Genomic DNA, 13,211 nt, shown 5'->3' with positions numbered 1-13,211 from the left:
AAAGGACCTCATGAAAAAAACATTCCAACTCACTATTGAAGGCAAAAACCGCGACCGCGTGCTGGAGGCTACCAAGCACGAAATTCGCCAGTACATCAAGCGCGAACGCCGCAAAACCCTGCCCGAAGGCGTGGACTTCTGGGACTTCGATTGCCGTTTTGGCACCCATCCGGACAACGCGCAAGGGGTGCACCCGGCCACGCTGACCGCCTTGATCGACGCCGTGGCGCTGGCCGGCGGCGATGCGTTTTACCTGGAGTTGCTGGCCAAACCGGGCCTTCGCGGTGCCCGCGCCGGCGCCGAGCCAAGCGACGATGATCTGGTGTAAATAAAAAACCCGCAACGGCGTTGGCCGATGCGGGTTCAGGGTATCTTGGTGGTGATAGGTGGATTTGAACCACCGACATCAGCATTATGAATGCTGCGCTCTAACCAGCTGAGCTATATCACCAACAGGGCGAGATTATAGCGGGTTGTGAGCCGCTTTTTGGCGGCTCGGTGTTTCATTGGTGGGTAAAAACGGCTTTGCGTTTGTTGACAAACGCGTCCATGCCTTCTTTTTGGTCGGCTGTGGCAAACAAGGCGTGGAACATACGGCGCTCGAACATGATGCCGTCGTTCAAGGAGCCCTCGAACGCCCGGTTGACCGATTCCTTGGCCGCCATCACGGCCAGTTGCGAGAACTCGCTGATCATCAGGGCGGCGCCCAGCGCCTCGTCCATCAGTTTGTCCAGCGGCACCACACGGCTCACCAGCCCGGAGCGCTCTGCTTCAACGGCATCCATCATGCGCCCGGTCAGTGCCAGGTCCATGGCCTTGGCCTTGCCCACGGCACGCGGCAGACGCTGGGTGCCACCGGCACCGGGGATGATGCCGAGCTTGATCTCGGGTTGACCAAAACGGGCGTTGTCGGCGGCAATGATGAAGTCACACATCATGGCCAGTTCGCAGCCGCCACCCAGGGCAAAACCGCTCACTGCGGCGATCACGGGCTTGCGCACGGCGCGGATTTTTTCCCAGTTGCGGGTGATGTAGTCGCCTTTGTAGACATCGGCAAAGCTGTAGCTGGCCATGGCGCCGATGTCGGCGCCGGCGGCAAAAGCCTTTTCGCTGCCGGTGATGACCATGCAGTGGATGCCGGCGTCGGCATCGAAGGCGTGCAACGCATCGCCGAGCTCGGTCATGAGCTGGTCATTGAGGGCGTTGAGTTGCTTGGGCCGGTTCAGGGTGATGATGCCAACCTTGTCGGCTTCGGTGCGCACGGTGATCAGTTCGTAAGTCATGGGGTCTCCTGTTAGGTAAAAAATAGGGAATCAGGCAGAACTCTTGCCATCCAGCCAGGCGTTGAGGGCTTGGGTGTCGGACACCGCGAGTATGACCGGGCGTACCGTGTCCATCCAGTTCAGGGACAGCGTCAGCAGGCGTTGGTCACGGGCAACCAGTGCCCGGCAACGGGTGTCGCTGCCAAGGTACGTGGCCAGGTCGTCGAGTTTGTTCAGGCGCCAGCGCTGGCTGGTTTTGCCCTCGCCCGTGGCCACGCCCAGCCACTCGTCACCGGCGGCAAATCCCGCCAGTTCGGCAGCGCTGCCACGCAGCACGTTTTTGACGCGGATGCCTTGCTGCTCGTTGAGTTTCAGGCCCAACTGGTCGGCCAGTGGTGCCGGCGTTTCCTCAACGCGAATGCCGTGCTGCTTGAGAAGTTTCTTGAGGGGCAGGTCAGCTGTACCGTGCACCCACTGCTGCAGCTCATTCGCATAGGATTTACCCGACAAGTCGGCCAGCACCGCCAGCAGGTCGTCCTGTGTCATGGGGCCGCCCTGGCAGCGCAGCCACAGCGCGCGCATCACCGCGTCCAGACTGGTCTTGCCGCTGTGGCGCAGGCTCAAATCCAGGCACAGGGCCACCAGCGAACCCTTGGTGTAATAACTGACCGTGGCATTGACGGTGTTTTCATCCTGCCGGTAGTACTTGACCCAGGCGTCACGGCTGGACTGGGCCACGCTTTGCACTTGGCGCCCGGGGGTTTGCAGCACCTGGTTGATGGTTCGGGCCAGCAACTTGAGGTAATGCGCGTTGTCGATCAGCGTGGCGCGGCGCAGCAGCAGGTCGTCGAAGTAGCTGGTAAAGCCTTCAAAAAACCACAGCAGCTCGGTGTAGTTTTCCTGGGCGTAGTCGTAGCGGGAAAATTCAGCCGGGCGCAGCCGCTTGACGTTCCAGGTGTGAAAGTACTCGTGGCTGATGAGACCCAGCAGGGTGGTGTAGCCGTCGGGCGGCGCGCCGACCTTGGCTTGGCCGTGGCGCGGCAAATCGGCGCGTTTGCAGATCAGCGCGGTCGAATTGCAGTGCTCCAGCCCGCCGTAGCCGTCATGCATGGCATTGAGCATGAACAGGTAGTGGCGTTGCGGCGCCTGTTGTGCTTGACGGCCATGCCAGAACCTGATTTCAGCCTCGCAAATGGCCTGGGTGTCGGCCAGCAGGCGCGCGCCATCAAAGCTGGCGGGCGCACCCGAAACGATGAAGTGGTGTTTGATGCCGGCAGCGACAAATTCGCCACGCCAGAACTGGCCCAGTTCAACCGGGCTGTCGACCAGTTCGTCATAGTTGGCCGCCAAGTAGTCACCAAAGCCGCGTTTTGAGACGCGTTGGGCGCGCAAAGCCGTGGCGGCTTGCCATTCTTTGGGCAGACCCTCGTCAATCAGCGTCAACCGGTGCGGCGTGTCCTCCTGTCCATGCACGCGCAGGCACAGGCTGGTGCCGTTGAAAAAACCGCGCTGGCTGTCGAGCCAGGCGGTGCGCACCGAGCTGTCAAAGGCATAGACCTGGTAGGTGAGTACCAGCGTCTTGCCGGCTTTGGCGTGGATCTGCCAGCTGCACTTGTCGCGCTGGGTGATGGTCACCGGCTTGTGGCCTTGTCGCGCTTGCAGGCACTGCAGGTGTTTGGCGAATTCGCGCAGCAGGTAGCTGCCCGGAATCCAGACTGGCAAACTCACCACCTGATTGGCAGCGGGCTGGTCAATGGTGAGGGTGACTTCGAACAAATGCGCCTGCAGGTCCAGCGCCCGCACCGCATAGCCCACCTGGGTAGAGGAAGCAGGCAGCGACCCCATCAGTTCAGGCGTTTTTCAACCTGGTCGGCACTCACGGCACCGGGCACGCGGCTGCCGTCCGCAAACACCAGTGTGGGGGTGCCGGTGATTTTGAACTTGCGGCCCAGTTCCACATTGCGTGCAATGGCCGCGCTGTCGCAGCTGGCGGCGGCTGGCGTGACATCGCGCACCATCCAGTCCTGCCAGGCCTTGACCTTGTCCTTGGCGCACCAGATGTTTTTGGACTTTTCAACCGAGTCCTTGCCCAGGATCGGGTAAAGAAAGAGGTAGACCGTGACGTTGTCGACTTTTTGCAGGTCTTTCTCGAAACGCTTGCAGTAACCGCAGTTGGGATCTTCAAACACCGCCAGCTTGCGCTTGCCGTTGCCGCGCACCATGGTGAAGGCATCCTTGAGGGGCAGGGCGCCAAAGTCGATCGCCGAGAGTTTTTCGACACGTTCCTCGGTCAGGTTGCGTTTTTGCCGGGTGTCGATCAGGTTGCCCTGTACCAGGTAATTGGCGTCAGCATCGGTGTAGTAGATCTCGTTGCCATTGACGCGAATCTCGTAGAGCCCGGGCATGGGCGATTTGATGACTTCGTCAATTTGAGGCAGTTGCGGAATGCGCTCAGCCAGGTTCTTGCGGATGGTGGCTTCCTGCGACCAGGCGGTGCTGGCCAGCAGGACGGTGCCAGCGATCAAGGGAATAAGGAGTCGTTTCATGGGTATCCTGTGATGAATCAAGCTGGGTCAGACCGGCCTGCGTGAAATAAGTTCTATAGGCCCATGGCACGCCGTGCCGCCCAATGTTTGGAAAAGCCCACATGCTCAAAGCCCGACAAGCCCCAGTTGCGCAACTTTTGCCAGCCATTGCCCGGCTTGTCAAACAACTGTTGCAAAGCCGTCATGGCGGCATCCGTGGCGCTGACCTCGGTTTTTCGGGCGCGCTCGTACTGGCGCAGCAGTTTGGCATCACTCACCGGGCGCCAGTAGGCGCGCTTGTGCAGGATGTGTGTGAGCTCGGCCACATCGGCCAGCCCCAGGTTCAGTCCCTGACCGGCCAGCGGGTGCACGGTGTGCGCCGCATCACCGGCCAGCGCCCAGGCCTGGCCGTTGGTCACGCCCATCCAGCGGCTGGCCTGTGCCGACTGCAGTGGCCAGGCTTTGCGCGGGCTGATCAGGCTGAGCTTGCCCAAAACGCCTTCGCTCAGTTGCTCAAGCTGCTCGCAAAAGCAGTCTTCGCTGTCATCCAGCAGCTCGGGTGTGCGGGCATCGCGCGCCGACCAGACCATGGCCACAGTGTCGCCCTGCGCGCCGTCGAGCGGCAAAAAGGCCAGGATCTCCCCCTGGGTAAACCATTGGCGTGCCACTTGGCCATGCGGTTTTTCGCATTTGAGTCGTGCGGCAATGGCGTGTTGCGGGTAGCGCGTGGCGGCAAAGTCGACGCCGAATTCTTCCCGCGTGCGGCTGGCCTTGCCTTCACACACCACGGTGAGGGTGGCCGGCCGTGGGGACTCCAGCAATTCGATATGCGGTTGAAAGCGCACTGCCTCGCGCAACTGGGCTTCCAGCGTGGGCACATCGACAATCCAGGTCAGCGCGGGCACAACCAGCTCGGTGGCCGAAAAATTGACGCAGCCACCGTCGTCGCCCTTGACCTGCATGTCCATCACCGGCGTGGCGTGCAGGGCATCCGGCCAGCAGCGCACCGATTCAAGCAAGGCCTTGGACTTCGCGTTGAGCGCATAAGCCCGCACGTCAGGCTCGCCCTGGGCGGCGGACTGGGGTGCGACCAGGCCAATACGCAGCCGGTCGCGCGCCAGCAATAGCGCCAGGGCATGCCCCACAATGCCGCCACCACGAATGCAAATATCAAGATGATGTGTCATGGAAGGGATTGTAGGAGGGCGCACCTGGCGCGTCGCTCAGCCCCTTAAAAACCGCATCGCATACACTCACCAGCTTGTTTTTTGCGGTGATCAATGCCGTGACAAGGAGTGTTTTTTGGATTTATCGGATCTTTTTCAAAAGTATTGGCCCATCCTGGCCTTGTGTGGCTGGTTTGGCTACAAGTGGTGGAATTCGAAAAAAGTCGTTGCCATGCTGCCAACGCTCAAAAAGAATGGCGCCACCTTTGTCGACGTGAGATCAGCTGCTGAGTTTGCCAGCGCGAACGCTCCCGGAACCATCAATATCCCCTTGCAGGAGTTGGGTAGCCGGCTCGGTGAGATCCCTAAATCTGCCCCGGTGGTTCTTTGCTGCGCCAGCGGATCACGCAGTGGCATGGCCAAGCTGTTGCTTAAAAAGAATGGCTACCCGGAGGTGTACAACATCGGGGCCTGGCGCAAGTTTTTGGCCTGACCATTCGTTTTTTGACTCATAAGGATATTTCATGAAGTGTGGCATCGTGGGCTTGCCCAACGTCGGTAAATCGACCCTGTTCAACGCGCTGACCAAGGCGGGCATTGCGGCGGAGAACTACCCCTTTTGCACCATCGAGCCCAATGTGGGCATTGTCGAGGTGCCCGACTCCCGACTCGACGCACTGTCGGCCATCGTGCACCCCGAGCGCGTGCAACGCGCCATTGTCGAGTTTGTCGACATTGCCGGTCTGGTCGCCGGTGCCAGCACGGGTGAGGGCTTGGGCAACAAGTTTTTGGCGCACATCCGCGAGACCGACGCCATCATCAATGTGGTGCGCTGCTTTGAAGACGACAACGTGATCCATGTGTCCGGCCGGGTCGACCCGATTTCTGACATCGAAGTGATCCAGACCGAACTCTGCCTGGCTGATCTGAGCACGGTGGACAAGGCGCTGTCGCGTTACCAGAAAGCCGCCAAATCGGGCGGCGACAAGGAAGCAGCCAAACTGGTCAGCATCCTGGAGCGCTGCCAGGCTGCCCTCAATGAAGCCAAGCCGGTGCGCGCACTGGACTTCAGCAAGGAAGAGCAGCCCTTGTTGAAACAGTTTTTCTTGATCACGGCCAAGCCCGCCATGTTTGTCGCCAACGTGTCTGAAGACGGGTTCGAGAACAACCCCTTGCTGGACCGCCTGACGGCCTATGCCGCGGCCCAGAACGCGCCGGTGGTGGCTATTTCTGCCAAGCTGGAGGCCGAAATGGCCGACATGAGCGACGAAGACCGCCTGATGTTCCTGGAAGAAATGGGCCTGCACGAGCCGGGCCTGAACCGTCTGATTCGCGCGGCCTACGATTTGCTGGGCCTGCAGACTTATTTCACCGCCGGGGTCAAGGAGGTGCGCGCCTGGACCATCCACAAGGGCGACACCGGGCCGCAGGCGGCGGGCGTGATCCACACCGATTTCGAGAAGGGCTACATCCGCGCCCAGACCATTGCCTATGACGACTACATCAGCTACAAGGGCGAGCAGGGCGCCAAGGATGCCGGCAAGATGCGCGCTGAAGGCAAGGACTACGTGGTCAAGGATGGCGACGTGATGAACTTTTTGTTCAGTTCGTAAATTCGCGATCTAGCCGTTAAAAATCCCCAGCAACGCAGCTGTCATGGTGATGTAGCGGGCGCATTTGCCGATGGCCATGTAGCCCAGGCAGGGCCAGAATGGCAGTTTCAGCCAACCCGCCACCGCGCACAGCGGGTCGCCCACCACGGGCAGCCAGGCCAGCAAGCAGGCCTTGGGGCCGAGGTGCTCCAGCCAGGCGAGCGCACGCAGGTGGTGTTTTGAGTGCTGGTATTTGTCCACCACCTTGTGCGACGCCAGCCCCATCCACCAGCTGACCGCGCCGCCCAGTGTGTTGCCCACCGTGGCGACGGCAATCGCCGGCCAGAACAGCGACGGATTGAGTTCCACCAGGCCGTACACCACGGGCTCAGAACCCATGGGCAGCAGGGTGGCCGAGACGAAGGACACCACAAAAACGCTGCTGAGGCCATATTTGGGCAACGCCAGCAGGGTGAGAAGGTGATCTATCCAGAGTTCCATGAGTGCCGCAGTATAGGTTTTGCAGGGTAAGCGCAAGGATTGGCGTTTATTTCATTTGCTGAAATTTTGGGCAGCTAGAATCCTTATTCCCCAAATTTTTTGTTACCTCTTTCCCGCTGGCATTTCCCTTTGCTTTGAACACGTTCGCATGAACATCGGCCCCTACTTTTTGCCCAACACCTGTTTTGTCGCCCCCATGGCGGGGGTGACGGACCGGCCGTTTCGCCAGCTGTGCAAACGGCTTGGTGCGGGTTACGCGGTGAGCGAAATGGTGACCAGCCGACCCGACCTGATGCGTTCGCTCAAGACCTCGCAGCGCGCCAACCACGAGGGTGAGCCTGGCCCCATCGCCGTGCAGATTGCCGGCACCGATGCACCCATGATGGCCGATGCGGCGCGCTACAACATCGACCGGGGCGCCCAGATCATCGACATCAACATGGGCTGCCCGGCCAAAAAAGTGTGCAACAAATGGGCTGGTTCCGCCCTGATGCAGGACGAGACACTGGCCATCAGCATTGTGTCGGCGGTGGTGCAGGCCTGTGCGCCGCTGGGTGTGCCGGTCACCCTCAAGATGCGCACCGGCTGGTGCAACACCGCCAAAAACGCGGTGCAACTGGCCCGGGCGGCCGAGTCGGCCGGCGTGCAGATGGTGACCGTGCATGGCCGCACCCGCGAGCAGGGTTATCGCGGGCAGGCCGAGTACGACACCATTGCGGCCGTGAAGGCTGCGCTGCGTATTCCGGTGGTGGCCAATGGCGACATCGACGGTCCGGAAAAAGCGCGCGCGGTGCTCGCTGCCACCGGTGCCGACGCCGTGATGATTGGCCGCGCGGCACAAGGGCGGCCCTGGATCTTTCGGGAAATCGTACATTTTTTGGCCACGGGTGAGCCCCTGGCGCCGCCGCTGGTGGCCGAGGTCAAACACCTGCTGCTGGCCCACTTGCAAGACCATTACAGCCTGTACGGTGAATTCATGGGCGTGCTCAGCGCGCGCAAGCATATTGGCTGGTACGTGCGGGATCTTCCCGGTGGCGAGGCCTTTCGGACCCACATGAACACTTTGCCGGATTGCCAGACGCAATGGGCGTCGGTGGCAGAATTTTTTGATGAACTCAATGCACGCATGGATCGCCTGCCCCAGCCATCCAGCCCGCCGAATCATTTTGAACGTGACCTCAATAAAAACATGGAGACCCTTCAATGAAACCCCTGCATATCGCAGACTGTGTGCGCAGCAATTTAGAAAGCTACCTGACCGATTTAGGGCATAGCGAGCCCAATGGCATGTACGACATGCTGCTGGCCGTGGTGGAGAAACCCCTGCTCGAAGTGGTGATGCAGCGCGCTGACAACAACCAGTCCAAAGCGGCCCAATACCTCGGGCTGAACCGCAACACCCTGCGCAAGAAACTGCTCGAGCACAAGCTCATCGATTAAGCCTCGGCAAGGTGTTTGCCCAACGCCGCCGCACCGATTTCAAACTTAAAAACGAAGAACCATGAACGCTTTAATTTCTGTCTCCGACAAAACCGGCATTGTTGAATTTGCCCAGGCCCTGCACGCGCTCGGCATCAAACTGCTGTCCACCGGCGGCACGGCCAAACTGCTGGCCGACCAGGGCCTGCCCGTGACCGAGGTGGCCGAAGTCACGGGTTTCCCGGAAATGCTCGACGGCCGTGTCAAAACCCTGCATCCCAAGGTCCATGGTGGCCTGCTGGCCCGGCGCGATGTGCCCGAGCACATGACCGCCCTCAAGGCCCACGCCATCGACACCATCGACCTGCTGGTGGTCAATTTGTACCCGTTCGAAGCCACCGTGGCCAAGGCCGGTTGCACGCTCGAAGACGCCATTGAGAACATCGACATTGGCGGCCCGGCCATGGTGCGCAGCGCCGCCAAAAACTGGAAAGATGTGGCGGTATTGACCGACGCCTCGCAGTACGCCCAAGTGCTGGCCGAGCTGAAAGACGGTGGCTTGACGCTCAAGACCAAGTTTGCCCTTAGTGTGGCGGCATTCAACCGCATCAGCCAGTACGACGGCGCCATCAGCAATTATTTGTCATCGATCACATTCGAGGAGGGCGCCAGCACACCGGCGCGCAGCCTGTTCCCGGGGCAAAGCAACACCAACTTCATCAAGCTGCAAGACCTGCGCTACGGTGAAAATCCGCACCAGAGCGCCGCTTTTTACCGCGACCTGTACCCGGCACCAGGCTCGCTGGTGAGCGCCGTGCAATTGCAGGGCAAGGAACTCAGCTACAACAACATCGCCGACGCTGATGCCGCCTGGGAATGCGTCAAGAGCTTTGACACCCCCGCCTGTGTCATCGTCAAACACGCCAACCCCTGCGGCGTGGCCGTGGGTGCCGATTCGCTGGAAGCCTACAGCAAGGCCTTCCAGACCGACCCGACCTCAGCCTTTGGCGGCATCATTGCCCTCAACTGCCCGCTCGATGAGCGCGCTGCGCTGCAAATGTCCAAGCAGTTCATCGAGGTGCTGATGGCGCCCAGCTTCACGCCCGAGGCACTGGCCGTGTTCAAGAGCAAGGTCAATGTGCGTATTTTGCAAATTGCATTGCCACCCGGTGGCGCCAGCGACTGGGACAACGGTCGCAATGCCATGGACATCAAGCGCGTGGGCTCGGGCCTGCTGATGCAAACCGCCGACAACCACCTCCTCACGCTGGCCGACCTCAAGGTGGTCACCAAGCTGCAACCCACGCCCGAGCAATTGCAAGACCTGCTGTTTGCCTGGAACATCGCCAAGTTCGTCAAGAGCAACGCCATCGTCTTCTGCAAGGGCGGCATGACCATGGGTGTGGGCGCGGGCCAGATGAGCCGACTCGATTCGGCGCGCATTGCCAGCATCAAGGCCGAGCATGCGGGCCTGAGCCTGAAGGGTACCGCAGTTGCCAGCGATGCCTTCTTCCCGTTCCGCGACGGCCTTGATGTGGTGGTGGATGCCGGCGCTACCTGCGTGATTCAGCCGGGTGGCTCGATGCGCGACCAGGAAGTGATCGATGCCGCCAATGAGCGCGGCGTCGCCATGGTGTATTCAGGCGTGCGCCATTTCAGGCATTGAGCTGGTTAAAAGACGCTTTTAGCCAGGCTTTGATTTCTGGCCCATGCCTCAATCTGTGCGGGCGACCTATGAGGTGAATGACGAAAGTCTTGATGCTTGCGGAGGATAGGTTTGCAGCGTTTGCAAACCACCACGAATACCCGCTGTCGGGAAGTGCAGCAGTCCAGCGTCTCTATGTTGCTGGACACCCGGCACCGATCAAATTTCCGTTTTCTCAGCCCATCCCGCCAGTTTTGGGGTGCATGCTGCGCCAACCTTTGATCGCCAAGCCCCGCAACTGGTTGGCCTTGTTCACATCCGGCACATTAAAGTTGAAAGAATCGTGCGCGCCACCAACCCCGTTTATCGAGTTTTGACAATGTGGCGCAACAACGCCGATTTCATCAGCCGGTGTTGACTTCATGTCGTCTCGCGTCGAAAGGGGTGCTGGTGCGGAAACTTACTTCCCTCACGCTTGTTTCAAGCGGCTCTAACCTCCTTGAGCAGTTCGAGATGACGCTCCAGAACCTTGAGCAGTTTCACCATCTTCAGAAAGGTTCCGCAGCGCACGGCGAGGAGGACCGAAGAACCGTTTACTGGCGACCAAGATCCTGAATCCCGTCGATCACCATCCGCGTGCCGGTGCTGATGAGCAGGATGTCAGAGGCCACCCGCACATAGCGCTGACCAGCCGGTGGCACACCAAGTTGCACCACCACAGCCGGCGGCACGGGGTAATACACGACCTCGCGCGGCAACGGTTGGCCCATTGCCCACTTGCGGGCCTGCCCCGGCGGCATGCAGCCGTTGTTCTTCTTGGCCAGCCCCGGCGGGCATTTACCAACCCGGTATTGCTCGCTGTAATAGTTGTGGGCCGCGGTGCGCTGCTCCTCACGGAAATAGCCGCCCACCTTGACGTTGTCGCGCTGCTGCGTCGACTCGCTACTGCGATGCTCCTTCACCTTGCGCTCTGGCGCTTGCGTCTTCTTTTCCTCGACGTGCTTGCCGCCCTGGCCATTCTTGCCGCCACCGGCAAAATCCGGCTTTTCAGCGATCGCGCCTGCCGTGGCGAGCAGGCCCGCCAGCAGCAGCGCCAATGTCCGGCTGGTCTTGATTTGAGTTGTTTTCATATTGGACCTCTTGATGAGTTAAGGGAAGGTGTAATTGGTCGTGATCGTGGCACCAGCGACTAACGGTGCCAACGCTGTCGATTTATCCGCAAAGTCGGTCAGGACCAATTGCATGGGTCCCATTCTGCGTGAGCGTACATGAACGCAAACTGAACCGATTGAAGAAAGATCTTTAGCCGGATCTGGCGGAATTGAGTCACTCGCGGTCGGCGACCGGCGTGGCGGTGCCGATCATTACCTGATATCAGACAGGCAGTTGGGCGTACGGCCGCTGTCCAACATCCGGACACTCGATGTGAGGTGCGTGCAAACCGGCCATGAACGATCGGTCAGGTGCGGGCCGTACAGGCGTTGCCGATCCAAAGAGAACATTCGTCAAAACGAAAATCAGACATTTCATCCTCACTTGAGAGAAGAGACGTTTCCCGGCCAGCCGGGAAACGCCAATTCAACGAGTAGACCTCAGGTCTAAGGCTCACTCATCCCGCCTCCCCTTGGATTTCATGACGGAGCGCACAAGCTTGCCGAAATCACGGTCCTTCTGGCGCTTCTCGTGATAAGACATTTCGAGAAACTCAGATTCTTTCTTCAGCTTCTGGTAGCTTTGAAAATGCGCCGCATCCATTTCACCCTTGGCGATGGAATCCCGGATGGCGCAGCCAGGCTCGCTGGTATGCGTGCAGTTGCTGAAGCGGCAGTTCAGTGAACGCGCTTGTATATCGAAAAAACTGTCATCGATCCCCTCGCTGACACCGAGCATTCCCAATTCGCGCATGCCAGGCATGTCAATCAAAAACCCACCGTTCTCAAGCACGATGAGTTGACGCCGGGTGGTTGTATGCCTGCCTTCTCCAGAATTGCTGACTGTTCTTGTTGCCAGAGTGGAATCACCGACCAGGCGATTGACGAGCGTCGTTTTGCCTACGCCGGATGATCCCAGCAGGCAGTAGGTTTTGCCGGGTTGAATCAGCTCGCGGAGTTGATCAATGCCGTTTCCGCTGACATTGCTTAGAGTGATGATTCTGGCGCCGATGCCGGCATCGCGAATCTTCGAGACCAGTTGTTCCAGCGCCGCTGGACTGATCAGGTCAGTCTTGGTGAGTAGCACGACTGGCTGAATATGCCCTTCGCTGGTCATCACGAGATAGCGCTCCAGTCTTCGCACATTGAAATCAAAGTGGCAGGACTGGACAATGAAGGCCACATCGATATTGGCGGCGATCATCTGGAACTCGATATTGCTGCCAGGTTTTTTTCGTCTCAGAAACGACTTTCGCGGCAGAACATCAAGAATGCTCGCATGAGCACCAAAGTCGTGATAACTGACGCGGACCCAATCACCGACGCAGGGTAGATCAACGGGCGATTCGCTGGAGTAGATGGTCCGGCCCGTCAGCTTGGCGGGCACTTCACCCTCCGCATTTCTGATGATGTATTGGCCGCGATCAACGGCAGTTACTCTGGCAATCGACTCGCCAGAATCATCGCCGGCGTCAGGGGTAGAGGTGCTGCCAAGACTGGCATGCGCATCAAGAAGCTGTTGCTTCGGCTTGGAAGTATTCATGTTGGAAATCAATTAGCAGTAATCCAGACGAACAGACACAGCAGGCCGCCATGTAGCGGTCTGCCAACCGTTTGTGATCGCGATAACCAAGATGCCCCGCAAGTGCAGGGATCGGGTTATCGGATTACTGCAATCTCCAACATCCAAACCTCGAAAAGTAACGCGAGCCGAATCTGGCTACGCGGGTCGATTCTAGCTACGAGGAGAACGAAAATCAAGAAGCTTGGAATCGGGTTCGGGCATCCCGCTTGCCAATTTGTGAACAAATGATTACAATTTATTCATGTTTATCGTCAAACAACTGACAGAATTCACTGATTGGCTAGACAGCCGCAAGGACAGCATGACGCGCATTCGTCTCGCCAAAAGGTTGGACAAGGCACAGCGTGGATTGCGCTGTCAAAAAC

The 13,211-nt window shown here is 59.3% G+C and carries 14 protein-coding genes and 1 tRNA gene; 6 read left to right on the top strand and 9 right to left on the bottom strand.

The features are described from left to right. Positions 1-10: 10 nt before the first annotated feature. Positions 11-328: a DUF6172 family protein gene (locus tag Q7U49_RS01220; RefSeq protein WP_304761927.1), complete on the top strand. Its 318-nt coding sequence runs from the start codon at positions 11-13 to the stop codon at positions 326-328. Between the two features lie 46 nt (positions 329-374). On the opposite strand, the gene Q7U49_RS01215 is transcribed toward Q7U49_RS01220, so the two are convergent. From Q7U49_RS01215 to Q7U49_RS01195, 5 genes are all read right to left on the bottom strand, one after another. Next, positions 375-451: transfer RNA gene (locus Q7U49_RS01215), tRNA-Met, on the bottom strand. Between the two features lie 52 nt (positions 452-503). Further along, positions 504-1,283, bottom strand: a complete 780-nt coding sequence (locus Q7U49_RS01210; RefSeq protein ID WP_304761926.1) for an enoyl-CoA hydratase — start codon at positions 1,281-1,283, stop codon at positions 504-506. Between the two features lie 30 nt (positions 1,284-1,313). Further along, positions 1,314-3,107, bottom strand: a complete 1,794-nt coding sequence (locus tag Q7U49_RS01205; protein WP_304761925.1) for a M61 family metallopeptidase — start codon at positions 3,105-3,107, stop codon at positions 1,314-1,316. Next, a complete protein-coding gene (locus Q7U49_RS01200; protein ID WP_304761924.1) occupies positions 3,107-3,808 on the bottom strand; it encodes a DsbC family protein in 702 nt (233 codons plus the stop codon). The genes Q7U49_RS01205 and Q7U49_RS01200 overlap by 1 nt, the downstream gene beginning before the upstream one ends. A gap of 53 nt (positions 3,809-3,861) precedes the next feature. After that, positions 3,862-4,974, bottom strand: coding sequence for an FAD-dependent monooxygenase (locus Q7U49_RS01195; RefSeq protein ID WP_304761923.1), 1,113 nt, complete (start codon positions 4,972-4,974; stop codon positions 3,862-3,864). Here Q7U49_RS01195 and Q7U49_RS01190 point away from each other — a divergent pair. Next, on the top strand, positions 4,973-5,446 hold the full coding sequence (locus tag Q7U49_RS01190) for a rhodanese-like domain-containing protein (RefSeq protein ID WP_304761922.1): 474 nt from the start codon (positions 4,973-4,975) through the stop codon (positions 5,444-5,446). The two genes, Q7U49_RS01195 and Q7U49_RS01190, sit on opposite strands and share 2 nt — an antisense overlap. A gap of 31 nt (positions 5,447-5,477) precedes the next feature. Next, a complete protein-coding gene (ychF, locus tag Q7U49_RS01185) occupies positions 5,478-6,566 on the top strand; it encodes a redox-regulated ATPase YchF (RefSeq protein WP_304761921.1) in 1,089 nt (362 codons plus the stop codon). Between the two features lie 9 nt (positions 6,567-6,575). Here the strand turns inward: ychF and Q7U49_RS01180 are convergent, their stop codons facing one another. Continuing rightward, positions 6,576-7,046 carry a YqaA family protein gene (locus Q7U49_RS01180; RefSeq protein WP_304761920.1) on the bottom strand — a complete coding sequence of 157 codons (471 nt, stop codon included), beginning with the start codon at positions 7,044-7,046 and terminating at the stop codon, positions 6,576-6,578. A gap of 148 nt (positions 7,047-7,194) precedes the next feature. Here Q7U49_RS01180 and dusB point away from each other — a divergent pair, with 148 nt between their 5' ends. The 3 genes from dusB (at position 7,195) to purH (ending at position 10,131) form a co-directional block, all read left to right on the top strand. Further along, positions 7,195-8,253 (top strand): tRNA dihydrouridine synthase DusB, encoded by a 1,059-nt coding sequence (gene dusB / locus Q7U49_RS01175; RefSeq protein WP_304761919.1) that lies wholly within the window; start codon positions 7,195-7,197, stop codon positions 8,251-8,253. Next, on the top strand, positions 8,250-8,486 hold the full coding sequence (locus tag Q7U49_RS01170) for a helix-turn-helix domain-containing protein (RefSeq protein ID WP_296492347.1): 237 nt from the start codon (positions 8,250-8,252) through the stop codon (positions 8,484-8,486). Before dusB ends, Q7U49_RS01170 begins: the two co-directional genes overlap by 4 nt. A 61-nt stretch (positions 8,487-8,547) precedes the next feature. Further along, positions 8,548-10,131, top strand: coding sequence for a bifunctional phosphoribosylaminoimidazolecarboxamide formyltransferase/IMP cyclohydrolase (purH, locus tag Q7U49_RS01165; protein ID WP_304761918.1), 1,584 nt, complete (start codon positions 8,548-8,550; stop codon positions 10,129-10,131). A 214-nt stretch (positions 10,132-10,345) separates the two neighbouring features. Here the strand turns inward: purH and Q7U49_RS01160 are convergent, their stop codons facing one another. From Q7U49_RS01160 to rsgA, 3 genes are all read right to left on the bottom strand, one after another. Next, positions 10,346-10,534 carry a hypothetical protein gene (locus tag Q7U49_RS01160; protein ID WP_304761917.1) on the bottom strand — a complete coding sequence of 63 codons (189 nt, stop codon included), beginning with the start codon at positions 10,532-10,534 and terminating at the stop codon, positions 10,346-10,348. Between the two features lie 169 nt (positions 10,535-10,703). Continuing rightward, positions 10,704-11,240, bottom strand: coding sequence for a hypothetical protein (locus Q7U49_RS01155; RefSeq protein ID WP_304761916.1), 537 nt, complete (start codon positions 11,238-11,240; stop codon positions 10,704-10,706). A 475-nt stretch (positions 11,241-11,715) separates the two neighbouring features. After that, positions 11,716-12,804, bottom strand: coding sequence for a ribosome small subunit-dependent GTPase A (gene rsgA / locus Q7U49_RS01150; RefSeq protein ID WP_304761915.1), 1,089 nt, complete (start codon positions 12,802-12,804; stop codon positions 11,716-11,718). Positions 12,805-13,211 lie beyond the last annotated feature (407 nt).

The sequence above is a fragment of the Rhodoferax sp. genome (assembly GCF_030653815.1).
Lineage (GTDB): Bacteria > Pseudomonadota > Gammaproteobacteria > Burkholderiales > Burkholderiaceae_C > Rhodoferax.
This window is presented reverse-complemented; position numbering and strand designations above follow the sequence as displayed.